Origin of the sequence: Parageobacillus thermoglucosidasius, from assembly GCF_001295365.1 — a bacterium.
Classification (GTDB): domain Bacteria; phylum Bacillota; class Bacilli; order Bacillales; family Anoxybacillaceae; genus Parageobacillus; species Parageobacillus thermoglucosidasius.
This window is the reverse complement of sequence record NZ_CP012712.1, coordinates 3,228,810-3,251,299: the sequence shown is the minus strand read 5'-3', so window position 1 is coordinate 3,251,299 and position 22,490 is coordinate 3,228,810. Positions and strand designations below refer to the sequence as shown.

Below are 22,490 nucleotides of genomic sequence, written 5' to 3'. Positions count from 1 at the left end.
TGCCGAAACAAGCAAGGGGCTGTTTTTTCCATGCGTAATGAAAAAAGCGACGGCATGTTTGCATTGTATATTGCGCTTTCCATCTCGGGATGTATCATCGCTAATACGGCAGAGGTGATGACTCCTTATCCTGAATGCTTGTGTGTTGTTTGCGCCAATGCCGGCCATTATTGGCGCGACGATATGGCATGTTATTTTCGCATGGCGGTTGCCTTGATGGCAGAACAAAGGAAAGAGCAGCCAATTGGTGAAGCGGAAACATTCCGGAAGGGAAATAGAAAAAAGTTCTCTTTTCTTGCGTAAAAATGTCTAGTGGTATAGACAACTAGATATCAGGATGTTAAGATAATATATAGAAAGAGGGTGAAACATATTGAAACGGTGGCTGCTGAAAAACACTGCAATTTATGCGGAAACAGGGAAAATCGAAGAAGGATATGTGCTGACAGAAGGGGATAAAGTAGCCGAAGTTGGGCCGATGTCATCATGCCCGGCTTCCATTGAAGCAGAGGTGGTGGAGCTTAACCCTAGTTTCACAGTAATACCGGGGTTTATTGATGTCCATATTCATGGCGCGGCAGGGGCGGACGTGATGGATGCAACAAACGAAGCGTTGCACACAATGGCAGAAATGCTTCCAAAGGAAGGTACAACAAGTTTTTTGGCGACAACGATGACCGCGCCTGTTGCTCAGATTGACCGCGCTCTTGCAAATGTTGCGCAATATATGCAGCACAGCAATCTTCCCGGGAAAGCGGAGGTGCTTGGCATCCATTTGGAAGGGCCGTTTATTTCCGAAAAGCGCGCGGGGGCGCAGCATCCAAATAATATTATCGATCCGGATATCGAATTGTTCCAAAAGTGGCAGAATATCGCGAACGGAGCTATTCGCCTTGTCACGCTGGCACCGGAAAAAAAGAATGGGTTAGCGCTCACAGCATACTTAAAAAAAACCGGAGTGATCGCTTCCATCGGCCATTCCGATGCGGTTTACGAACAAGTACAGGCAGCGATTGACGCAGGGATAAAGCATGCGACCCACCTGTTTAACGGCATGCGCGGCGTCCATCATCGCGAGCCGGGGGTTGCCGGTGCGGTTCTTATGCACGATGAAGTTGTATGTGAATTAATTGCCGACGGGATTCATGTTGCGCCGGAAATGGTCCGCTTTGCATATAAAATGAAAGGCTGTGAGGGGCTCATATTAATTACGGACGCAATGCGCGCAAAATGCCTCGGCGCTGGTGTATATGAGCTTGGCGGACAAGAAGTCATTGTCCAAGGAGAAAAAGCGACATTGCGGGACGGCACGCTAGCCGGCAGCATCTTAAAATTAGGCGATGCGGTGAAAAACGCCATGTCATTTACCGGCTGTGCGCTAGAAGACGTTATACGCATGGCCAGCTGGAATCCGGCAAAACAGTTAGGCGTTTTTGATAGAAAAGGAAGCATCCGCGCCGGCAAAGACGCTGATCTTGTCGTATTAGACGAACAGCATCATGTTGTGATGACAATATGCCGCGGCAAACTGGCTTATGCAAAATAAAAGGGGGGGAAGGACGACGATGAGATTAATCGAAGCAGCAAACTATGAAGAGATGTGCGCAAAAGCGGCTAATATCATCATTTTCCAAGTGAAAGAAAAGACGGATTCTGTTCTTGGTCTTGCCACAGGATCGACCATGATGGGCGTATACAAGCAATTGGTTGAAGACCACCGGCAAAACGGAACATCGTATCGGAACGTTCGCACCGTCAATTTGGATGAATATATTGGTTTGGCGCCTGACCATCCAAACAGCTATCGCTACTATATGAACCAATATTTATTTTCCCATATTGATATTCCGCTTTCGCAAACATACATTCCAAACGGAGCGAGCAGTGATGTGGAAGCGGAATGCCAGCGCTATGAACAGCTTATTGAAAGTTTAGGCGGCATTGATTTGCAAATTTTAGGGATTGGAAGAAACGGACATATCGGCTTTAATGAGCCGGGGACGCCGTTTTCCGTTCCAACGCACGTCGTTGAGCTGGCTCCATCGACACGGCAGGCGAATGCCCGCTTTTTCCCATCTTTAGAAGAGGTGCCGCGCCAAGCGATCACGATGGGAATTGCAACAATTATGAAAAGCCGCCATATATTGCTGTTAGCGTCGGGGACGGCGAAAGCGGCAATAATGGCGAAGCTGTTCGAGGAAACCGTGACGACAGATGTGCCAGCATCGGTGCTTCATACCCATCCAAATGTCACGGTAATTGCTGACCAGGAGGCGTTATCGCTTGTGCCAGATGAAACACGAAAGGTGTATGGAACATGATTAACAAGCATTCCCCGCTTCCTATCTATTATCAATTAGAGCAAGGGATTAAAGAGATGATCGAAAAAGGACAGCTTCAGCCGGGAGAAATGATACCGTCCGAACGGGAGCTAGCGGAGACATACGACATCAGCCGAATGACAGTCCGCCAAGCGATCAATAATTTAGTAAACGATGGATATTTAGTAAGAAAACGCGGCAAAGGGACGTTTGTTGCCGCAACAAAAATTGAACAGCCGTTAAAAGGGCTGACAAGTTTTTCAGAGGATATGCGCGCGCGCGGCATGGAACCTGGGGCAGAAGTGCTTGATTTTCTCATTGTTCCTGCCAGCACGGCGCTGTCCCAGCTGCTGGATGTGCGCGAAGGTGCGGATGTTTACGAAATTCGCCGCATTCGTCTTGCCGACGGGTTGCCGATGGCGCTGGAAACGTCTTATATTCCATGTTCGATTGTTCCCAATTTAACGCGCGAAATTGTAAGCGGTTCCGTCTATGAGTTTATCGAAAAAAACGCCGGTTTGTCCATTCGTTCGGCCGTGCAGGTGCTAGAAGCCTCTGTTGCCCGGAAAATGGAGGCCGAGCTGCTGCAGATAAAAGAAGGAGCGCCTGTATTGCTCTTGCAGCGAAGAAGCTATTTGGACGACGGCAGGCCGTTGGAAGTCGTCAAATCGGTTTACCGTGGTGACCGCTACAAATTTACCATTGAGATGGAACGCGGAAAATAATGAAGAGGAGGAATTTCTTTATGTTAGGATTTTTACAGCGACTTGGAAAAGCGTTTATGCTTCCGATTGCCGTTTTGCCGGCAGCGGGACTGTTGCTTCGTTTAGGACAGCCGGATTTATTGGATATTCCATTTATTGCGGCGACAGGGGAAGCGGTTTTTGCTAATTTGCCGATTATTTTTGCGATTGGTGTTGCTGTCGGTTTTGCGAAAGATGGAAACGGAGCGGCGGCGCTTGCCGGCGCGATCGGCTACTTTGTGTTAACAAAAGGGGCTACTGCCATTGATAAAGATATTAATATGTCCGTGTTAGGCGGAATCATTTCCGGGGTGATTGCCGGACTGCTGTATAACCGCTACCATAATATCAAATTGCCGGATTGGCTTGGATTTTTTGGCGGCAAGCGGTTTGTCCCAATTGTAACCTCATTTGTCATGCTTATATTGGCGCTTATCTTTGGATACGTATGGCCGCCGATTCAAGATGGGATTAACGCCGTCGGCAAATGGATTGTCGGCGCTGGCGCGATTGGAACTGGCATTTTTGGATTGTTAAACCGATTGCTCATTCCGCTTGGATTGCATCATGTATTAAATAACTTTGTCTGGTTTATATTTGGCGAGTATGACGGAAAAACAGGAGATTTATGGCGGTTCTTCGCGGGAGATCCAGATGCCGGCATTTTCATGGCGGGCTTTTTCCCAATTATGATGTTCGGTCTTCCGGCCGCCGCGTTCGCAATGATTGCGGCAGCAAAAAAAGAACGGCGCAAAGCAGTATCAGGTGCACTCATCAGCGTGGCGCTCACCGCCTTTTTAACGGGAATTACCGAGCCGATTGAGTTTTTATTTATGTTTTTATCGCCATTGCTTTATGTCGTGCACGCCGTATTAACGGGGCTTTCGCTGGCGATCGCAACGGCGCTTGACATTCATCACGGATTTACGTTCTCAGCCGGTGCGATTGACTTCTTCTTAAACTTTGGAATTGCCCAAAAACCTTATTTGTTAATTATCCAAGGAATCGTTTATGCGATTGTCTATTTCGTTGTATTCTATTTCCTTATTACAAAGCTGGACTTGAAAACGCCGGGGCGGGAAGATGAGGAAGAAGGAGAACTTGCCGGCAGCGATGCAGTCAAGGCGGGCGCCAAATACGAAGCTCTTGCTGTAAAATATATGGAAGCATTAGGCGGAAAAGAAAATTTCACGCAAATTGACAATTGTGTTACACGCCTGCGCTTAAAAGTGAAAGATGTTGCCAAAGTCAATGAAGAGGAATTGAAACGGCTTGGCGCAAAAGGCGTGATCCGCCTCAATCAAACGGATGTGCAAGTCATTGTCGGCACCGATGTCGAATTTGTCGCCAGTGAACTGAAAAAGCTATAGCCAAAAAGAAAAGCGTTCCAGCTTTTTTCAGCGAAAGAAGAGAGCTGGAACGCCTATTCCATAGAAATATTACGGTAGATGAAGGAGGAACAGGCAAATGAAGCGGTTGCTGGACTGTAGCGCTTCGGATTTTCGCCGTATGAACGGAAAAGAGCTGAAACAATCAATTCAGGCAGCGGAAGGAAGAACCATTGTCGCGGAAGTGATCGGTTCTGTTGCTCCGCTTTATCCGGAAGTGACGAATGCAGAATTGGTGGCGGCGTTTGGCGCGGATTTAATACTATTGAACATGTTTGATGTGTTCCAGCCAATGGTAAATGGATTGGATGCAAAGGAGTCGAATCAAATAGTGGAGCGGCTGAAGCAGTTAACGGGGCGGCCAGTCGGCATCAATTTAGAGCCGGTTGACCCAAATGCGAAACAGCTTGAAAAACTTGCTTCTCTTCCAAAAGGAAGAATGGCAACAGAAGAATCATTGCTAGAAGCAAAACGCCTAGGTTTTGATTTTATCTGCCTGACCGGAAATCCGAAAACAGGGGTAACCAATGATGAAATTGTCCGCGCGATTGAAACAGCCCGTGCCGTTTTTGGGGAAGAAGGCCTGATTATCGCGGGAAAGATGCACGCAGCAGGGGTTGCCAACGAAACGGGAGCCAGTATTGTATCCGAAGAAGTGGTTGCGCGTTTTATTCATGCTGGCGCCGACATCATTCTTATGCCAGCACCGGGGACTGTGCCGGGAGTAACATTAGAAAAAACAGAACAATTGGTTCGGATTGCCCATGAACATAAGGCGTTGGTGATGCTTACGATCGGCACGAGCCAAGAAGGGGCCGATGAAGGTACCATCCGGCAAATCGCGCTTGCAAGCAAAATGGCCGGCGCTGACCTGTACCATATCGGTGATGCTGGCTACCACGGCATCGCGATTCCTGAGAACATCATGACATATTCCATCGCCATCCGCGGCAAGCGCCATACATATATTCGCATGGCGAGATCGCCGCTGCGATAAAATGACCAACCTTTTTATTCCGCGCTGAAACTTGCCGCCCTTTTGTTGCGTATATTTTAACAGAAAGGAAACACGAAAGGAGAAAACCGCATGTTTTCTTTATCCCCAACTTGTTCTGTTTGTGGAAAGCCGATCGAAAAAAATGAACCTATCTATGTGCGCATGAGATACCCATCGTATAGAGGAATGGTAGAAATCACTGCTTTCCTCAATCAAGAAACTATTATTTGCGATAATTGCTTTCTGCAAAAACAGCATAATCATGAAAAATGACACAAATAATTTTTTGGCGGATTTCAAAGCAGTAAATGAACTCGCGTTTCAATGGCTTGTCGATGCGAAAACAAAATATACGGTGAAAGACGTTGGGTTTGTGTTTGAGCGTTATATAACCATTAAGCTTATCGCCGCCCGGCATAAGGCGGCTTTGTGTTTGTTTGCAAGCGATGCCTTATTTTCTTATTGCAAAACTTTTTCTCTTCGATTAACATTATAACTGTCAACTGTTCGACAATTTTATACAGCAGCGGCAAGGTGCCGAACAGAGCGATGCGCTCTTCATGGCTTAATAGGGAATCTGGTGAAAATCCAGAACTGTCCCCGCAACTGTAAATGCTGACGAAATGAGAGGACCACTGTACGGTGGAATGGCAAGCGCCGTTTGCCGTATGGGAAGGCTCAGAGTAGGATGAAGCATGAGTCAGTAGACCTGCCTTGTTCGCTTACTGTTTCCTATCTTCGGGGGGTGAGATGAGGAAACGGCAACGGTGGCTGCCTTTGTATGTTCATTTATTGCCGTTTCTCACTCATTCCGCGGTAGGAATGAGTTTTTTTATTTTTTACACAAATAAGGAAGGGGGAACAAAAGATGAAAAAATGGAAACGGTATGTGATGCTCCTTGTATTTGCGCTGGTATTTGGCCTCATGTTTGGCTGCAGCGGGGAAAACGCAAGCAAAGAGCCTGCGCAAAAAGAGGAGCCAAAAGCGGAGCAAGCAGCGTTTCCGGTAACGGTGAAAGATGGATTAGGGGAAGAAGTGACAATTAAGTCAGAACCGCAAAAAATCGTTTCTTTAATCCCAAGCAACACGGAAATTGCCTATGCGTTAGGACTTGGCGATAAAATCGTCGGCGTCAGCGATTTTGACAACTATCCGGAGGATGTGAAAAAGAAGGAAAAAATCGGCGGAATGGAGTTTAATGTGGAAAAAATTATTTCGCTGAAGCCAGATTTAGTGCTTGCTCATGCGTCAGGAGCGCATAATTCAAAGGACGGACTTCAGCAATTAAAAGATGCAGGCATTACTGTATTGGTGGTCAATGATGCGAAATCATTTGCGGATGTATACGGTTCCATCGGGTTGATTGGCAAGGCGACTGGGACTGCCGAGAAAGCGCAGGAAATCGTAGATAATATGAAAACCAAATTAGCAGAGATAAAAGACAAAGCCAAACAAATAAAAGAGAGCGATCAAGCAAAAGTATGGGTGGAAGTATCGCCGCCGCCACAAATTTATACTGCCGGAAAAGGGACATTTATGGATGAGATGCTTCAAGCGATTTCCGCGAAAAATGTTGCCGGTGATTTAGAAGGATGGCCGATGGTCACGGAAGAAAAGGCGGTCGCATACAAGCCGGATGTCATTATTACGACATACGGCGGAGCGAAGCAAGTGTTGGACCGTCCCGCTTGGAAAGATGTCCCGGCCGTGCAAAACAAACGGGTGTATGATGTAAATATAGATTTAGTAAGCCGTCCGGGCCCGCGCTTGATCGAAGGAGTAGAGGAACTTGCAAAAGCAATTTATCCGGATATTTTCAAATGAAATACTGATGTACGCAGCGGCGATAACGGTTGTTATCATTTCGCTCTTGTTAGGGATATCGATAGGTTCTCTATCGATTCCCTTTTCTGCTATTATAAAGATCTTTTTATCACAATGGTTTGGCTTCACATTGCCAGACGATATTCCTAGCGATTTTGTGCAAATTGTGATGGCGATCCGCCTTCCCCGCGTAGTTTTGGCGTTTTTTGTCGGCGCTTCGCTCGCGGTTGCGGGAGCAGCGTTTCAAGGATTATTGAAAAACGCGCTTGCTGACCCGTATACGCTCGGCGTGTCGTCAGGCGCTTCTGTCGGCGCGGTTTTTGTCATTTTTTGCAACATTCAATTGCCGCTATTTGGCACATTTACCCTTCCCATTGTCAGCATTCTATTCGGCCTCGCAACACTTGTTCTTGTTCTTTTGTTTACGCGGGCGGTGGAACGGAAAATGTCTGTAGAAACGATCATTTTGGTTGGCATTATGTTTGGGGCGTTTTTCAGCGCGCTTATTTCCTTAATGATCGCGCTGACCGGAGAAGAATTGCGGCAAATTGTCACATGGCTAATGGGAAGCGTAGCGATGCGCGGCTGGAAATATACGATGATGATGCTTCCGTTTTTTCTCGTTGGAGTAATGCTGCTGCTTTTCAATGCGCGCGAATTGAACGCCTTCGCTTTTGGAGAGTCGGCCGCCATGCACATCGGGGTCGATGTGGCGAAGCGGAAAGTGATCGTTTTAACGGGCGCTTCGCTGCTGACCGGCGCGGCGGTGTCCGTTTCGGGGACGATCGGTTTTGTCGGATTGGTCGTTCCCCACATGGTTCGCCTCGTTTGCGGCCCGAACCATCGTCTCCTTTTGCCGCTTTCCTTATTGTACGGCGGCGCGTTTCTCGTTCTTACCGATTTATTGGCACGAACGATTATTTCGCCGCGAGAATTGCCAATCGGCGTGATAACGTCATTGATTGGCGCTCCTTTATTTGCATTGTTATTTTTCCGAAGAATGAGAAGAAAGACGTGATGAATGTGCTTGAAGTGAACAACGTGTCTTACCGCTATCATCGCAAACAGGTTCTTCATGATGTGACGTTTGCCGTAGAGAAAGGAGAAATATTTGGGATTTTAGGGCCGAACGGAAGCGGGAAAACGACATTATTGAAGCTGTTAAGCAAAGAGCTGCCGCTACAAAGCGGGAGCATCGCGGTGAACGGCCGGCCGCTGCACGCTTTTTCGCAAAAAGAATGGGCGCGCTTTGCCGCAGTGCTTCCGCAAACAATGGATACAGCGTTCGGATATACGGTGAAAGAAACGGTGGAACTTGGACGATACGCCCATCAAAGCGGACTGTTTCCAGCATGGACGGCGGAAGATGAGCAAGCGGTGAAAACGGCAATTGAAGAAGTCGGGCTGACGGAAAAGGCAGAAGAAGGAATTGACCGTTTGAGCGGGGGAGAACGGCAGCGCGTTTATTTAGCGAGGGCGCTTGCACAGCAGCCCCGGCTTTTGCTGCTGGATGAACCGACGAATCATATGGACATTACCCAGCAAATCAAGCTATTGGACCAGCTTGTCCGATGGGCAAAAGAAAGAACGCTCACCGTTGTCGCGATTTTTCATGATATCAACATGGCGAGCTTATATTGCGACAGGATTTTAATGCTAAAAAGCGGCGAGGTAGTCGCGCAAGGGGCACCAGAGGAATTGATGGAGCGTGATCTGTTAAATTCTGTATTCCATGCGCCGGTAAGCAGGCAAGCGCATCCAACTGTCTCCAAACCGCTCATGGCGTTTTTGCGCGAATGGGAGTTTCCTCGCTTGCAACGCGGCGAGCTGCGCGAACGGTTTATGTGGGCAACATTGGAGGACTGCATCGCCATCAGCGCGTCCTCGCCGCTGAAAGTGCTATCATCGGCGCTTGTCGGATCGGGATTTCAATGGGCGACCCATTTTGTCAATCGCCAAGTTTCTAAAGATTATGATTGCGAAGATGCGAAAACAGAGATGAAACATTATTTGCGGCGCCGCGGCTTTCCCGTCCAGCAAACGATTGGAATGATGACCGCGGTTTCGGTCGAAGATGCTGTCTGCACGTATGAAAATCATGGCGCGTTTTCCGTCTGGACCGTCGTCACCGCTGGGGTAGGAAACGCCGTCGATGCCGCACAAGCGAGGAAACGGGCGCGGCTCGATCAAAAAATTGGCACGATCAACATTATCGTCTTCATTGACGGGAATTTAACAGAGGCAGCTTATGTGCAAGCAGTAATGACGGCGACGGAAGCGAAAACAAAAGCGCTATACGATGAAAAAATTACCGATCCGGAGACAAACAGCTATGCAACAGGAACATCGACGGATTGCATCGCGATTGCCGCAACGCAAACGGGGGAGATTTTTCCATATGCTGGAACGATCACACCGATCGGGAAAGCGATAGGGCGCACCGTTTATGAGGCGACAAGAGAAGCGTTGCGCCGCTATCAGCAGCGGAGGAAATCATCATGAGCCATCTTTTTGCGATTGCGCTGGCATTGCTGCTTGATGCGCTGATTGGCGATCCTCGTTGGCTCCCGCACCCTGTGCGCGCGCTCGGATCGTTGATAGCCTTTTTAGATCGAAGACTGAATCAAGGAAAACATCGGCGCGCAAAAGGCATTGCCGCCGCCGTGGCGGTAACGGGGATCGCTTACAGCCTGGCATTTTTTGTTGTATCTATCAGTTATTCGCTTTCATTGCTGTTTGGCGTGCTCGTCGAAGCAGTCCTTATTTTTACGGCGATCGCCACGAAAAGTTTGCAGGAAGCTGCCTGGAATGTGCTTATCCCTTTGGAACAGGGAGACATGGAAAAGGCGCGGCGTGAATTAAGCATGATTGTCGGCAGGGATACCGAAAATCTGGGCGAACCGGAAATCGTGCGCGCCTGTGTGGAAACGGTGGCGGAAAATACGAGCGATGGCATTACCGCGCCGCTGTTTTACGCTTTCATCGGCGGCGCGCCATTGGCGCTTTTTTACCGGGCGGTGAACACGTGCGATTCCATGCTTGGTTATAAAAATGATACGTATCGCGAATTTGGCTGGGCGTCCGCCCGCTTGGACGATGTTGTCAATTATGTGCCGGCTCGCTTGACAGCGATGGTGATGATATTGGTTTATGGCGGCAGGCAAATGCGCCATTGCTTTCACGTGCTGTTTCGCGATGCCAGCAAGCACCCAAGCCCAAACAGCGGATGGCCGGAGGCGGCGATGGCTGCGCTTCTTGGCGTGCAGCTTGGCGGAACGAATACGTATAAAGGAGTCGTTTCCCGCCGGCCGGCGATCGGCGATCCGCTCGTTCCGTTGAACAAAGAGCATATTCGCCAAGCGGTGCGGATTATGATTGTGACGGTTTTATCGTTTGCGCTATTGCTTTTCATAGGGGGGATGATAATTGAATTGGCCAGCGCATGGGGCAAACCCTCGGCAATTGTATCAGCAGCTTGGGCTTCCGCTTCCGGCGACATACGTCGATTTTAGTGTCAACACCAATCCATATGTACTGCCGCTGTCGCTTTGGCCGACACAAGCCGATTTTCGCCGCTGGGCGATGGAATATCCGGACCCGGACGCCGTGCCGTTAGTCGATTTCTTGGCGCGCGCTGAAGGAATTTCCCCCGGGTGCATCTTAATGACCAACGGTGCTTCGGAATGCATTTATTTGTTAGGGCAATTATTTTCACAAAAGCGGATCGGCATCGCAGAACCGGCGTTTTCGGAATATCGCCGTGCTTGTGAAGCGCACGGCTGCAAGATCGTTTCGCTTGTCACGAATGAAGAGAAAAGCTGGAAATATGAATTAAGCGAGTTGACGATGTTATTAAAAGATGTTGACGCTTTCTTTTTATGCCATCCAAACAATCCAACTGGAACGGTAATGGCCGAAGAAGAATTGTATGAATTGCTTATGGCGGCGGAAAAGGCGAAAACATTTGTCATCATCGATGAGGCGTTTTACCATTTTTGGGCGGATGGATTTACTGCATTGCAGTGGATCGGCCGTTTTTCCCATCTGATTGTGTTGCGGTCATTAACGAAAATCCACCATTTGGCTGGGGCGCGCATCGGCTATATGGTCGCCAATGAGGAGATCATCGCGCAAGCAAAAGCGTTGCAGCCGCCATGGAGCGTTAGCAAGGTAGCCCAGCAGCTGGCGTTGCATTTTTTGCCGATGGACGAGTTTGTCGCGCAAACGAAACGGATGATTGCCGCCGAACGAGAGCGGATAGCGGAAATTTTGCGGGGCTATGGGTACTACGTTTCGCCGTCTGTCGTCAATTTTTACTTATTGCGGCTGCCAAACCGCTCCACGGAAGCGCTGTTTTATCATTTATTACGGGAAGGAATGGTGCCGCGCCATACGATGAATTTCCGCGGCCTTGACGGCAAGTATTTGCGTTTAGCGGTGAAGACGAAGGAAGAAAACGATCAATTGCTGCAAGCGCTAAGGCGGTGGGCGCAATGATCGTGTTTATTAGCGGCGGCGTCCGGAGCGGGAAAAGCCGGATTGCGGAAACTTATGTGCAAAAGCTGGCAGCGCCGGAAAGTGCTTTACATTATATCGCAACAGCACGGGCGCCTGATGACGAAATGAAACAGCGGATTGCTCATCACCGAAAACAGCGCCAGAAACAAGCGGTGAAATGGGTGACATGGGAGCAGCCGGTGCAGCTGGACAAGCTCATTTCTGTTTTCACGAAAAACGATGTCATCTTGCTTGATTGTGTAACGAACTGGCTTGCCAATGAATTGTTTGTTGATGAAAGCTGGCAAAAGGAAACGGTTTGTTTTGATAAGGCAAGAAAAATGTGGGAGACGCTGCAGCAATTAGAAAACGCGAGCAGAGCGCTGATTGTTGTCTCCAATGAATTGTTTTCGGGAGGGGTGCCGGATGATTTAGGGACATACCATTTTATGAAAACGCTCGGCTGGCTTCACCAACAAATTGTCTCCAGCGCCCAAGTGGCCATTTTAGCACAAAACGGCATCGCCGTTGTCAAAAAAGGAGAATCATGTTTATGAAAACGGTTTGGAGCGGATTTTTATTATCTGTACAATTTTTGACGGTGATCCCAATTTGGAAGCAGATCGATTGGAACGATGCGACAGCGCGCTGGTCTGTCCGCACGTTTCCGCTTGTCGGAGCGCTGATTGGCGGCGCCGAAGCGTTGGCATATTTCATGTTTTCCTCCTTTTCTTCCGTTTCGCCGTTGTTTCTTGCGCTTTCTCTCCTGTGGCTATCTGTTTGGCTGGCGGGCGGATTGCACGCCGATGGTTGGATGGACGTAAGCGACGCGTTTTTTTCGTATCGGAATATAGAGCGCCGCCAAGAAATTATGAGCGATTCGCGCGTCGGAGCGTTTGCGGTATTATCCGTTTTATGCTTGCTTTCGTTTCGCTTTTTATTCATGTTTGAAACAATATGTTCCCATCTTGACGTGTTTCTTATTGTTGCCATTCCACTGCTTTCAAGAACTGCGATGACATGGCTGCTTATTTATGGAAAACCCGCGAAGCAAACCGGCATGGCCGCGGCTTTTCGGAAACATATCGATCGCCATGACGCGCATGTGGCGGCTGCGATCGGCGGCTGCCTGCTTGCGTGTGTATGCATCGCAGCCGTTTCTGCTTTCAAAACGATCGTTTTGCTCATGTGCGGAACGATGGGGGCTGCTTTCGTCGCGCGTTTATTTTTTGAAAAACAATTTGGTGGCATTACTGGCGATACACTTGGGGCGTTTGTTGAGGGGGCGGAGACGTGGCTATGGCTGATAGTTTGGCTATTACGCTAATCCGTCACGGGATGACGCCGGAAAATCAAGCAAGGCGATACATCGGGCATACGGATGTGCCGCTTGCCGAACAGGAAAAAACGCGGCTTCTCCAAGCAGACTTGTCGCTGTTTAAGCCTGTCGATTTGCTGGTGTCGAGCGATTTGCTCCGCTGTAAGCAGACGCGCGAGCTTTTATTTAGAAACTATGGCGGTGGCAAATACGAAATGGCGCAGTGGCGGGAAATGCATTTTGGCGATTGGGAAGGAAAAACGTTTTTAGAGTTGAAAGAAATAAAAGAATACCGGCAATGGCTGAGTTCGCCGCTGGCGGTGGCGCCGCCAAACGGAGAAAGCTACCAAGCTTTTTGCCAGCGGGTGGAAGAAGCGCTTGAACAAACGGTGCTGCTGGCTGAGCAAGCAAATGCCGAGCATGTCGCTGTCGTCACGCATGGCGGCCCGATTCGCTGCATATTGGAGCGCTATGCTCCGCAAGAGCGGCCGTTTTGGGAATGGACCGTGCCGTTTGGCGGCGGATTTACCTTGCAATCAACGCACGAGAGGTGGAAGGAGAAAAAACGATGCATTTCATTGTCGGAGGTGCTTTTCAAGGAAAGCGAAAATGGGCGCGCGCTTACTACCGAGTTGAAGAACGGAAAGATGTTGTTTGGTGTAACGGATATGAGCGGGAATATGGCGAGCCGGATGTGAATATGCGCGAACGAATTGTCGTGTTCGAAGGATTGGAAGCGGCGATTCGCCGCATTCCCGATGTAGCGCATTGGAAGCGCATGTTTCGAATATGGCATGAATGGGAACAACAAGGTGCCAGCCGAACGGTTGTGTGGATTGGCTCTGATATTACGCAAGGGATTGTTCCGGTGGAAAAAGAGGAACGATTATGGCGCGATGTAACCGGCTGGTGCTACCAGCAGTTGGCGCAGCTTTGCGACCGCGTTGACCGCGTTTGGTGCGGATTAGCAGAACGAATGAAATAAGGGGGAAGATGATATGAGACTATATACGCGAACAGGCGACAAAGGGAAAACGAGCTTAATCGGCGGCCGTGTCGATAAAGACCATCTGCGCGTGGAGGCGTATGGCACGCTTGATGAAGCGAATTCGTTTGTCGGGCAGGCGCTGGCGCTGTTAGATAAGGAAAAGTTTCCGGATATTTGCGCTGAATTGCAAAAAATCCAACATGAATTATTTGACTGCGGCGGCGATTTGGCGATTGTGAATGGAAAACTTCCGTACAAAGTAACAGCGGAGATGGTGGCGTTTTTGGAAACGCGCATCGATGAATATGTTAAAGAAGCGCCGCCGCTGGAAAAATTTATTTTGCCCGGCGGCTCTCCGGCTGCAGCGGCGCTTCATGTTGCCCGCACGGTAACAAGAAGAGCGGAACGATGCATCGTTTCATTAAGCAAAGCGGAACCGATAAACGAAATTGTGCTACAATACGTGAATCGTTTGTCTGATTACTTTTTTGCTGCCGCCCGCGTCATTAACACGCGTTTAGGAGTAAAAGATGTCGAATATGAACGGAGCGCGATCGTGTTTCGCGACAAGGATGACAAAAAATAAAGCAAATTGGAGAAGATGACATATGCGTGATGTGCTGTTTTTGCCGCTATATGATGATACGGAATTAGTGGTGGCAGCGGATAGCTCAGCGGCAATTGGGGAGAAAGAGATGGATGCCGTAAGCGCTCCGTATGATGTCGTGGCATATTTTGCTGCGCGCGTTGCGTTTATGGAAGTATTGAGCGTTGGAGCGAAGCCGCACGCAGTGGTGCTGCAAAATTTCGTGGATGACGAAGCATGGGAAACACTTTGCAACGGCATTCGCCAGACGTGTGAGGAATTGCGCATCGATGTTCCGATTATCGGAAGCAGTGAGTCCAACTTTCCGACATTGCAGTCCGCCATTGGCATAACGGTTGTCGGTATGATACAAGCAGAGCGGAAACGGATCGGGATCACCCCGCCGGATGCCAAATTTGCCGTGATTGGGGAGCCGCTTGTCGGCGATGAAGTATTAAAGCGCAAAGAGCGAATCCTTTCTCTTTCTTTATTTCGGGAGCTGTTAAGACAAACTGGCATTTATGAGCTTGTGCCGGTTGGTTCGAAAGGAATTTATTACGAACTGCAGCAGCTGCTTCATGCTAACGGCCTTTCCGCTTCATCGTGCTCCTGCGCGCTGCCGCTCTTCGCCTCATCAGGCCCAGCTACTTCTCTATTAATCAGTTACGATTATCGTATGGAAGAAGAAGTGAAAAAGACCGCAAAAGATTTATTTTTTCCGCTCGAATTGCACTTATAGATTCATATGGAGGCGCGAAAAGGAAGAATATTCCGTAAATATTCTTCCTTTTTTCGTTAAAAAACTTTATGATAGTTGTGACAAAATGATTTGTCAAATCGACAGATGTAAGTAGAATGGGGAGGAGAAAGGATGGACTCCGTCTTTGAGGAGTTGTACGAAAAATATCATGATGACATTTTTAATTTTTTATTTTATATGGTGCGAAATCGAGAACAGGCGGAAGATCTCGTTCAGGAAGTATATATAAAAGTATTGCGTTCGTATAAGCGGTTTAACGGGAAAAGCAGTGAAAAAACATGGCTGTTATCCATTGCGCGGCATGTGGCCATCGATTTTTTTCGCAAACAAAAAAGTTGGCGGCGGAAAATATCGGAAAAGTTTGATTGGAATGACGCCCAACTTTGCGATATTCAACCGCTCCCCGAGGAAATTGCGATTCAAAAAGAAGAAATTCAGCTGATGTACCGCTGTTTAGAACGTTGCACCGTTGATCAGCAGCTTGTGATTATACTGCGTTTTATTCATTGTTTATCGATAACGGAAACGGCAGAAACGTTAGGATGGACGGAAAGCAAAGTAAAAACGACGCAACACCGTGCATTAAAAGTGTTAAAAAGGTACATGGAGGAAGAAGCAGCGAAAGGAGGAAAACAACGTGAAAAAATTTCCATGGAATGATGAATGCATCCAGCATGCGTTGCAACAATTGCCGATGATAAAGGATCATCGTTCGAAAGAAGAAGTGTACCGACAGTTGGTGAAAGCAAGAAAAATAGCACGATTGAAAGCGTGGTTTCTTCCATCGCTCGCCTCGGTCATTGCCGCCATGCTCGTTGTTGCTCTTAGCGTGCCAGACTTTCCGATGAAAAGAGGGCAGGAAGAAAAAGCGGAAAAAGCGGATAAACCTATTATCACGTTACAGGCCGAAGAGCATTCCGGTGAGAGCCGACCGCTTTTGTCTGTAAATGAATACGATGACATTCCATCGCGCATTGTGACAGAAGAAGCATTGAACGGACAAAACATTGTGGTAGTTGGGTTGCCTGATGCCCAGTCACAAGTGGTTATTCCGCTTAGCGTCCCGGTGAGAAAGTATGAATCGGTAAAACAGCAGCTTGAGACGGCGAAAACGAAAATTGATGAACAAATATGGGGAGTTTCGAAGCGTTTGCTCAATGGGGTGACGATGGAGCCTTCTCGTGATAACAAGCAAGTCTGGACGGTTCGCGTATCCAAACAACATCCGGTGTTTTCCGAAGGGTTGACGAGCGAAACGATGTTTTTATCAAGCATTGAAGAAACGGTGCGTTGGATGGGTGGGAAGAAAATTCGCTTTTTCACTGAAAATAAGGAAGGAGTGGAGCTAAGCCGCAGCGGTTATGTCAGAACGCTGAAACTTTCCGATAAGAAACGGGCGTATTATTTATATCAGCAAAGTCCGTCGCACCCGGTATTTCTTGTTCCGTCGCCGCAGCGTTTTCAGACGTTTTTCGAGGCGTTAACACAAATGAAAAAAGATGTGGATGCATCGATGCGTTCAGCGATTCCGAAAGGGGTCCATATTGAGAAAGTGGATGTGCAGCAAGATAACGTCGCTATTCGCTTTGCCCTAGATTCGCAGCTTGACGTCTCTCCATTGACATGCTGGATGGTTGAGGCGATTTTGCTTACCGCTAAAGAGTTTGGCTTTCGTTCCGTGACGCTGATGGGCGGGAATGTCAAACGGATCGGTCCATATATATTTGGCAAGAAAATTGCTGTGCCCGTCGGCCCGAACCCGATTGTGGCAACTTCGCCGGCAAGATAAGCGCGGCAAAAATGAAGTTCTATTTGCTTCTTTTTTGACATAATACATATATGTCGGAAGAACAACAAGGAGGATGAATGAAGATGGGCGATGTGATGAGACGTTTGCTGGTGGTGGCAGGGATGGCTGTCTGCATCCGGCTGTTATTTATGATCGGGTTGACCGGGTGATGTTGCGAAAATTCGTGAAAGTTGTTGTCCTCTCCCATTTTCGTGCGATATAATGATAGAAAATAGTGGGAGGCGATCATCGTTGTTAACAGACTATCATAATCATTTGGAGCGCGGAACGCTGACGCTCGACTATTTGCGCAAATTTACCGATGAAGCGGCGCGCAAAGGAATTCAACATTTCGGCATCTCCGAACATGCCTATCATTTTTACCAAACGAAAAATATTTTGTCGAATCCATGGGTGGACGAACGCCGCTATTATGACATGGCAGATTATGTCCAGCTTTTCCATGAAGCGTGGGATGCCGGAATTGATGTGAAAATGTCCATCGAAATGGATTACACGCCGGGAAAACATAAAGAGATGGCGGAATTTATTCAGTCATACGATTTTGATTATGTGATTGGCTCCATTCACTGGGTGGATGATTTCGGCATTGATTTGGCGGAATATCGGAAAGAATGGGAGCGCCGTGATTTATATGATACATACCGCAAATATTTTGACCAAGTCGTCACCTTAGCCGAATCGAACTTATTTGATATTATCGGCCATATCGATCTAGTCAAAATTTTTAAATATGTTCCAGAGGATGAAGAATTTTTATTAGAGCAATATGACCGCGCCACAACAGCGCTTGCCAATTCAAAAACGTGTGTGGAAATTAGCACCGCCGGATTGCGCAAACCGGTTGGCGAGCTTTACCCGGATAAACGGTTATTGCAAATGTGCTATGATAAAGGGATTCCAATTGTCCTTTCCTCCGACGCGCACGTTCCTGAACATGTTGGAGCGGATTATGACAAAGCGGTTGCGCTAGCGAAAAGCGTCGGTTACACGGAGATCATGACATTTGAAAAAGGCGAAAGAAAAGCAGTTCCGCTTGGATGAAAATGTGCAATAGGCGATGCCGCATATGGCAGTGAAAAGGTCCGGCAACAGCTGAACAAGCGGGAATCCTATGGATTTCTCCCATCAACTGCCGCGGTAGCGAGGAACGGAAAGATGCCCATGGCTGTCTTTTAGCAGCTATGGCTGTTTGGGCTTCGCCGCGGGATGGAACGGGTTATTTAACGAGCTAAAGAGCAATGAAACGGAACAGCCGCAATGGTATGGATTTCGTCGGTATGGTGTTATGCTGTTTCTTATGCATCACTTTGGGTTTTTGCTCTAGTTTTGCGACATCATCCACTTGAAAAAAGTAATTAGTTATGTCGCTACTAGTAGATAACAAGAAAAGCAGGCATCTGATGAGGCAGAAAGGTCCTTCTCATAGGAGAGGGGCTTTTTTTATGTATTGGGAGGATGTCAATGTGAAAAACATTCCAAACGAAAAATGCTCCTGAAATATCCGTTTTTCCATGCGGACGATGAAGATGATTTATGTGAAAAGCCCTTCGGAATAATTTTTGGTTTATTTGCAATATTCGACAAAATTTTTAATGCAACTGTGATATTTTGTAAAAGTAGAAGTATAAAATGGGGGATGCGTTATGAGGAAGTTTTATAGTTTTATTCTTGTTTTTTCTTTACTGGTTTCAATAGTTTTTCCAGGGGTTGTAACGGAAGCTAAATCAAAGTTTAAAGACGTTCCAGAAGATTTTTGGGCAAAAGCAGAGATTGAGTTTTTAAGCAGCAAAGGGATTATCAAAGGGTATAACGATGGCACATTTAAGCCAAACGAACCCGTCAAACGAGTGCAAGCAGCGATAATGATCACGAGAGCATTAGGTTTAAATACGTCTAATCGTCCGAATCCAGGTTTTAAAGATATTAAAAATCTGGATAAGGAAGCATATAATGCGATTGCCGCTGTTGTCGATGAAGGAATTTTTCCGAAAGGCACATATTTTAATCCGCATAAACCGTTAACGCGCGGAGATATGGCAATTGCGTTGCTTGAAGCTTATGACTTAAAAGGAGAGTATACTGGCTATGTGTGGGATGTCGATAAAAACACAAAGACGTTCCGAGCAGTTAATGCGTTAGCCGCTAACGGAATCACAAAAATATACGAAGATGGAACGTTCAAACCGAATAACAGTGTCACAAGGGCTCAATTTTCAGTATTTTTTGCTCGGACGATAGATAAATCATTTGCGGTGAACGCCCGCCTTAATCCAGCACCTTTAGGGAAAACCGTTATTGGGCAAAAAAGCAAAGATTATATAAATGGTCAACTGAAATACGAACTTCAGCTTATTGATGTGATTTTAGATGGAGACCAAGCATGGCAAATGATTCAAGCAGAAAATATGTTTAATGAGCCAGCACCAGCCGGAATGAAGTATATTTTAGCTAAATTTAAAATAAAAGCCCTTCAAGTTCAGCAAGGTTCTTTCTATGTTAGCAATATAGATTTTGAAGCTGTCAGCAAGTCAGGAACAATATATAAATATGCTCCTGTAGTTACACCAAGCCCAGAATTTGGAGCTGAATTATACACAGGTGGGGAAAATGCAGGCTGGGTTGCTTTCTTAATAAATGAAAACGATCAACCTACAATTGTTTGGCATCGAGGAGAACCAGACGAACTTTGGTTTACTCTTGACTAAAAACACTCACTCGATTAAGCCTACTCGCTTTGGGTAGGCCGTTTCTGTTCAATAAAAGAAGGCGTTAACATGCCTTTTTACTTCCATTTTTATGTTGAACGGATGCTTAAGTTTCATAAAAGATAAAAGGAGAACACATATTGGCCATGATAAATATGTGTTCTCCTTTATTTTTAGGTAACCAGAAGCCTTTTTAATGAAATGTTACACTTCCACTCTTTTTACTGTTTCGATGTCCTCAATTTCTGTTAATTTTTGAAGCAAGGCATCATCAATCGGTTTGTCTAGCGAAAGCATCATAATTGCTTTTCCGCCAGCTTGCTGGCGTCCGACTTGCATTGTGGCGATGTTTATTTGGTGTTCGCCGAGAATATTTCCAACTTTTCCGATCATTCCCGGACGATCTTGGTGCTGGATGTAAAGAAGATGCCCTTCAGGAGCGAAATCGATCGTAAATCCGTCGAAATGGACAATGCGGTCGCCATAGTTTGGAATATGTGTGCCTTTGATCGTAAATGTTTTGTTTTCCCCATGCACGGTAAGAGAGAGGCAGTTGGCGTAACCGTATGTTTCGTCAGAAAATTTTTCCCCGTACGTAATGCCGCGTTCTTTTGCGATCATCGCCGCGTTCACTTCGTTGACCGTCGAAGCGACGCGAGGCCGCAAAAATCCAGCGAGCAAGCTGCGCGTGATGTACGTCGTTTCTAAATCGGCAACCGTGCCCGCATATGTAACAGATAATTCTTGGACAGGAATATTCATATATTGTGATGCGATGGTTCCCATTTTTTTCGCCAAGTTGTAGAATGCTTGAATTTTTTCATACACGTCTTTTGACAATGTTGGTAGATTAATAGACGATGTCACTGGCTTTCCTTCTAAAAATTGCAGCACTTCTTCAGCGACTTGTGTGGCGACGTTCAGCTGCGCCTCGACCGTTGAAGCGCCAAGGTGCGGCGTGAAGATCACATTGTCAAACGCAAACAGCGGGTGGTCGCCCGGCGGTTCTTGCTCGAATACGTCGAGAGCTACCCCGGCAACATGGCCGTTTTGCAGAAACGGAATTAAGGCTTGTTCATCAATAATGCCGCCGCGGGCACAGTTAATGAGGTATACGCCTTTTTTCGTTTTCGCCAGATTTTTTTCGCCAAGCAGCCCCTTTGTTTCTTTCGTTAATGGAGTATGCACAGTGATAATATCCGAGCAGGCAAGCACTTCATCGAGTGTATGAATCGATACGCCAAGTTTTTCTGCATGTTCTTTTGTCAAAAATGGGTCATATACATGAACAAACATACCGAACGCACGGGCGCGTTTGGCCACTTCAGAGCCGATGCGGCCAAATCCGATAATGCCTAAATGTTTTCCTTGCAATTCAGTTCCGACGAAAGCGGAGCGGTTCCACTCTCGGGATTTTACAGAAATATGCGCTTGCGGAATATGGCGCACAAGCGCGGCCATCATGGCAAAGGTGTGTTCAGCGGCGGAAATCGTATTTCCGTTTGGCGCGTTAATGACGACAATGCCGCGCTTTGTTGCCGCTTCCACATCAATATTGTCAACCCCCACACCAGCGCGCCCGATGATTTTTAAATTTGGCATTTTAGAAAGGAGTTCTTCGGTCACTTTTGTAGCGCTGCGAACAAGTAAGGCATCAAATTCATGAAGCTGATCTTCCACTTCTGTTACCTTTTTTTGTACGATTTCAATTTGTTCGGATTTTCGTAATGGGGCTAATCCTTCTTCGCTAATTGCGTCGGAAACTAAAATGCGAAACACGATGGTGAGCTCCTTTCTTTAACAAGAATTTTAAATTTCTGATAATTTATCATAATAAAGCACCATCTGTCAATGGAATGATAAGAAGTCATACCAATGTAAACGTTTTTACCGCGAAATGTTCGGATTTTCCGGAATAAAAAACGCCCAAGCCATCGTTTGTTTACTTGGGCGTTTTTCCCGTTATTTATTTTTGGTTTCATTGTAGCGGGCGATGCATTCATCAATAAGTTTCGCGGCAGCTTCCGGACCTTCCCATGTGCCGATTTCCGTCCGTTTTCCTTGCAAATCTTTATAACGTTCAAAGAAGTGAGCGATTTCTTTAAGTTTATGTTGCGGAAGATCTTCAATGCTACGGACTTCATCGAAACGCGGATCTTCGACAGGAACACCGATCAGTTTCGCATCCTCTTCGCCGCTGTCGATCATGTTTAAATAACCAATGACGCGTGTATCAATCACGCAGCCAGGGAATGTTGGATTGGTGGTGATGACTAAAATGTCCAGCGGGTCGCCATCTAAGGCAAGCGTGTTTTGCAAATATCCGTATTCTGCCGGATAAAACATTGGAGAGTATAAGACGCGGTCCAGTTTGAAAATGCCCCGTTCTTTGTCAAATTCGTACTTGTTTTGGCTTCCTGTCGGAATTTCGATAAACGCTTCGACAACTTTATTTTCGAACGCCACAACATGTTCCTCCCTTATATATGTATGTGTTTCTATTATAGAATAGAGGTAGAAGTATAGCAACTATGTAAATATCACTTGAT

The 22,490-nt window shown here is 47.0% G+C and carries 24 protein-coding genes, 1 pseudogene and 1 riboswitch; of the genes and pseudogenes, 23 read left to right on the top strand and 2 right to left on the bottom strand.

Annotated elements, in window-relative coordinates; translation table 11 throughout:
• Positions 1-30: 30 nt before the first annotated feature.
• From AOT13_RS15965 to AOT13_RS15855, 23 genes and pseudogenes are all read left to right on the top strand, one after another.
• Complete coding sequence (locus tag AOT13_RS15965; protein WP_042384106.1) at positions 31-303, top strand: hypothetical protein; 273 nt, start codon at positions 31-33, stop codon at positions 301-303.
• A 70-nt stretch (positions 304-373) separates the two neighbouring features.
• A complete protein-coding gene (gene nagA, locus AOT13_RS15960) occupies positions 374-1,546 on the top strand; it encodes an N-acetylglucosamine-6-phosphate deacetylase (RefSeq protein ID WP_042384103.1) in 1,173 nt (390 codons plus the stop codon).
• Positions 1,547-1,565: 19 nt separating this feature from the next.
• Positions 1,566-2,321 carry a glucosamine-6-phosphate deaminase gene (gene nagB, locus AOT13_RS15955; RefSeq protein WP_042384101.1) on the top strand — a complete coding sequence of 252 codons (756 nt, stop codon included), beginning with the start codon at positions 1,566-1,568 and terminating at the stop codon, positions 2,319-2,321.
• Positions 2,318-3,046, top strand: coding sequence for a GntR family transcriptional regulator (locus tag AOT13_RS15950; protein WP_003249453.1), 729 nt, complete (start codon positions 2,318-2,320; stop codon positions 3,044-3,046). Before nagB ends, AOT13_RS15950 begins: the two co-directional genes overlap by 4 nt.
• Positions 3,047-3,066: 20 nt before the next feature.
• Positions 3,067-4,434: an N-acetylglucosamine-specific PTS transporter subunit IIBC gene (gene nagE, locus AOT13_RS15945; RefSeq protein WP_042384098.1), complete on the top strand. Its 1,368-nt coding sequence runs from the start codon at positions 3,067-3,069 to the stop codon at positions 4,432-4,434.
• Positions 4,435-4,531: 97 nt separating this feature from the next.
• The gene (locus AOT13_RS15940) at positions 4,532-5,449 is read left to right on the top strand and encodes a DUF7916 family protein (RefSeq protein ID WP_042384096.1); all 918 of its coding nucleotides are present in this window, start codon (positions 4,532-4,534) and stop codon (positions 5,447-5,449) included.
• Between the two features lie 262 nt (positions 5,450-5,711).
• Complete coding sequence (locus AOT13_RS21490) at positions 5,712-5,945, top strand: YvbH-like oligomerization domain-containing protein (protein WP_042384094.1); 234 nt, start codon at positions 5,712-5,714, stop codon at positions 5,943-5,945.
• 19 nt (positions 5,946-5,964) lie between these two features.
• A riboswitch (cobalamin riboswitch) is annotated at positions 5,965-6,180 on the top strand.
• A gap of 137 nt (positions 6,181-6,317) precedes the next feature.
• The gene (locus AOT13_RS15925; RefSeq protein WP_042384090.1) at positions 6,318-7,274 is read left to right on the top strand and encodes an ABC transporter substrate-binding protein; all 957 of its coding nucleotides are present in this window, start codon (positions 6,318-6,320) and stop codon (positions 7,272-7,274) included.
• Positions 7,240-8,292 (top strand): FecCD family ABC transporter permease, encoded by a 1,053-nt coding sequence (locus tag AOT13_RS15920; protein ID WP_013876696.1) that lies wholly within the window; start codon positions 7,240-7,242, stop codon positions 8,290-8,292. The genes AOT13_RS15925 and AOT13_RS15920 overlap by 35 nt, the downstream gene beginning before the upstream one ends.
• Positions 8,292-9,776 (top strand): adenosylcobinamide amidohydrolase, encoded by a 1,485-nt coding sequence (locus AOT13_RS15915; protein ID WP_042384088.1) that lies wholly within the window; start codon positions 8,292-8,294, stop codon positions 9,774-9,776. Before AOT13_RS15920 ends, AOT13_RS15915 begins: the two co-directional genes overlap by 1 nt.
• Complete coding sequence (gene cbiB / locus AOT13_RS15910; protein WP_042384086.1) at positions 9,773-10,786, top strand: adenosylcobinamide-phosphate synthase CbiB; 1,014 nt, start codon at positions 9,773-9,775, stop codon at positions 10,784-10,786. The genes AOT13_RS15915 and cbiB overlap by 4 nt, the downstream gene beginning before the upstream one ends.
• Positions 10,701-11,771 (top strand): threonine-phosphate decarboxylase CobD, encoded by a 1,071-nt coding sequence (gene cobD, locus AOT13_RS15905; RefSeq protein WP_042384083.1) that lies wholly within the window; start codon positions 10,701-10,703, stop codon positions 11,769-11,771. The genes cbiB and cobD overlap by 86 nt, the downstream gene beginning before the upstream one ends.
• The gene (locus tag AOT13_RS15900) at positions 11,768-12,328 is read left to right on the top strand and encodes a bifunctional adenosylcobinamide kinase/adenosylcobinamide-phosphate guanylyltransferase (RefSeq protein WP_042384081.1); all 561 of its coding nucleotides are present in this window, start codon (positions 11,768-11,770) and stop codon (positions 12,326-12,328) included. The genes cobD and AOT13_RS15900 overlap by 4 nt, the downstream gene beginning before the upstream one ends.
• Positions 12,325-13,098, top strand: coding sequence for an adenosylcobinamide-GDP ribazoletransferase (gene cobS / locus AOT13_RS15895; protein WP_003249471.1), 774 nt, complete (start codon positions 12,325-12,327; stop codon positions 13,096-13,098). The genes AOT13_RS15900 and cobS overlap by 4 nt, the downstream gene beginning before the upstream one ends.
• Positions 13,071-13,787 (top strand): histidine phosphatase family protein, encoded by a 717-nt coding sequence (locus tag AOT13_RS15890; RefSeq protein WP_173662718.1) that lies wholly within the window; start codon positions 13,071-13,073, stop codon positions 13,785-13,787. Before cobS ends, AOT13_RS15890 begins: the two co-directional genes overlap by 28 nt.
• Positions 13,788-13,789: 2 nt before the next feature.
• Complete coding sequence (locus tag AOT13_RS15885) at positions 13,790-14,074, top strand: bifunctional adenosylcobinamide kinase/adenosylcobinamide-phosphate guanylyltransferase (protein WP_173662683.1); 285 nt, start codon at positions 13,790-13,792, stop codon at positions 14,072-14,074.
• 13 nt (positions 14,075-14,087) lie between these two features.
• Positions 14,088-14,663 (top strand): cob(I)yrinic acid a,c-diamide adenosyltransferase, encoded by a 576-nt coding sequence (locus AOT13_RS15880; protein ID WP_003249481.1) that lies wholly within the window; start codon positions 14,088-14,090, stop codon positions 14,661-14,663.
• Between the two features lie 22 nt (positions 14,664-14,685).
• Entirely contained in the window at positions 14,686-15,402 is a 717-nt protein-coding gene (locus AOT13_RS15875; RefSeq protein ID WP_013400484.1) for an AIR synthase related protein, read from the top strand.
• 132 nt (positions 15,403-15,534) lie between these two features.
• The gene (sigX, locus tag AOT13_RS15870) at positions 15,535-16,083 is read left to right on the top strand and encodes an RNA polymerase sigma factor SigX (protein WP_003249485.1); all 549 of its coding nucleotides are present in this window, start codon (positions 15,535-15,537) and stop codon (positions 16,081-16,083) included.
• Positions 16,061-17,212 carry a hypothetical protein gene (locus tag AOT13_RS15865; protein ID WP_042384076.1) on the top strand — a complete coding sequence of 384 codons (1,152 nt, stop codon included), beginning with the start codon at positions 16,061-16,063 and terminating at the stop codon, positions 17,210-17,212. Before sigX ends, AOT13_RS15865 begins: the two co-directional genes overlap by 23 nt.
• 252 nt (positions 17,213-17,464) lie before the next feature.
• Positions 17,465-18,277: a histidinol-phosphatase gene (locus AOT13_RS15860; protein WP_003249489.1), complete on the top strand. Its 813-nt coding sequence runs from the start codon at positions 17,465-17,467 to the stop codon at positions 18,275-18,277.
• Positions 18,278-18,286: 9 nt separating this feature from the next.
• A pseudogene (locus tag AOT13_RS21485) lies at positions 18,287-18,560 on the top strand (ISNCY family transposase); the annotation flags it as partial.
• 319 nt (positions 18,561-18,879) lie between these two features.
• Positions 18,880-19,941, top strand: coding sequence for an S-layer homology domain-containing protein (locus AOT13_RS15855; RefSeq protein WP_042384074.1), 1,062 nt, complete (start codon positions 18,880-18,882; stop codon positions 19,939-19,941).
• Positions 19,942-20,145: 204 nt separating this feature from the next.
• On the opposite strand, the gene serA is transcribed toward AOT13_RS15855, so the two are convergent.
• Both serA and AOT13_RS15845 read right to left on the bottom strand, forming a co-directional pair.
• Entirely contained in the window at positions 20,146-21,720 is a 1,575-nt protein-coding gene (gene serA / locus AOT13_RS15850; RefSeq protein WP_003249495.1) for a phosphoglycerate dehydrogenase, read from the bottom strand.
• A 183-nt stretch (positions 21,721-21,903) separates the two neighbouring features.
• The gene (locus AOT13_RS15845) at positions 21,904-22,407 is read right to left on the bottom strand and encodes an inorganic diphosphatase (protein WP_003249497.1); all 504 of its coding nucleotides are present in this window, start codon (positions 22,405-22,407) and stop codon (positions 21,904-21,906) included.
• Positions 22,408-22,490 lie beyond the last annotated feature (83 nt).

Coding starts and splice junctions, on each gene's coding strand:
- AOT13_RS15940 (WP_042384096.1), top strand. CDS start 4,532: ATGAAGCGGTTGCTGGACTGTAGCGCTTCGGATTTTCGCCGTATGAAC.
- AOT13_RS15855 (WP_042384074.1), top strand. CDS start 18,880: ATGAGGAAGTTTTATAGTTTTATTCTTGTTTTTTCTTTACTGGTTTCA.
- AOT13_RS21490 (WP_042384094.1), top strand. CDS start 5,712: ATGAAAAATGACACAAATAATTTTTTGGCGGATTTCAAAGCAGTAAAT.
- AOT13_RS15900 (WP_042384081.1), top strand. CDS start 11,768: ATGATCGTGTTTATTAGCGGCGGCGTCCGGAGCGGGAAAAGCCGGATT.
- cbiB (WP_042384086.1), top strand. CDS start 9,773: ATGAGCCATCTTTTTGCGATTGCGCTGGCATTGCTGCTTGATGCGCTG.
- AOT13_RS15890 (WP_173662718.1), top strand. CDS start 13,071: ATGGCTGATAGTTTGGCTATTACGCTAATCCGTCACGGGATGACGCCG.
- AOT13_RS15915 (WP_042384088.1), top strand. CDS start 8,292: ATGAATGTGCTTGAAGTGAACAACGTGTCTTACCGCTATCATCGCAAA.
- cobS (WP_003249471.1), top strand. CDS start 12,325: ATGAAAACGGTTTGGAGCGGATTTTTATTATCTGTACAATTTTTGACG.
- AOT13_RS15885 (WP_173662683.1), top strand. CDS start 13,790: ATGCGCGAACGAATTGTCGTGTTCGAAGGATTGGAAGCGGCGATTCGC.
- AOT13_RS15950 (WP_003249453.1), top strand. CDS start 2,318: ATGATTAACAAGCATTCCCCGCTTCCTATCTATTATCAATTAGAGCAA.
- sigX (WP_003249485.1), top strand. CDS start 15,535: ATGGACTCCGTCTTTGAGGAGTTGTACGAAAAATATCATGATGACATT.
- nagE (WP_042384098.1), top strand. CDS start 3,067: ATGTTAGGATTTTTACAGCGACTTGGAAAAGCGTTTATGCTTCCGATT.
- AOT13_RS15925 (WP_042384090.1), top strand. CDS start 6,318: ATGAAAAAATGGAAACGGTATGTGATGCTCCTTGTATTTGCGCTGGTA.
- nagB (WP_042384101.1), top strand. CDS start 1,566: ATGAGATTAATCGAAGCAGCAAACTATGAAGAGATGTGCGCAAAAGCG.
- AOT13_RS15965 (WP_042384106.1), top strand. CDS start 31: ATGCGTAATGAAAAAAGCGACGGCATGTTTGCATTGTATATTGCGCTT.
- AOT13_RS15875 (WP_013400484.1), top strand. CDS start 14,686: ATGCGTGATGTGCTGTTTTTGCCGCTATATGATGATACGGAATTAGTG.
- AOT13_RS15880 (WP_003249481.1), top strand. CDS start 14,088: ATGAGACTATATACGCGAACAGGCGACAAAGGGAAAACGAGCTTAATC.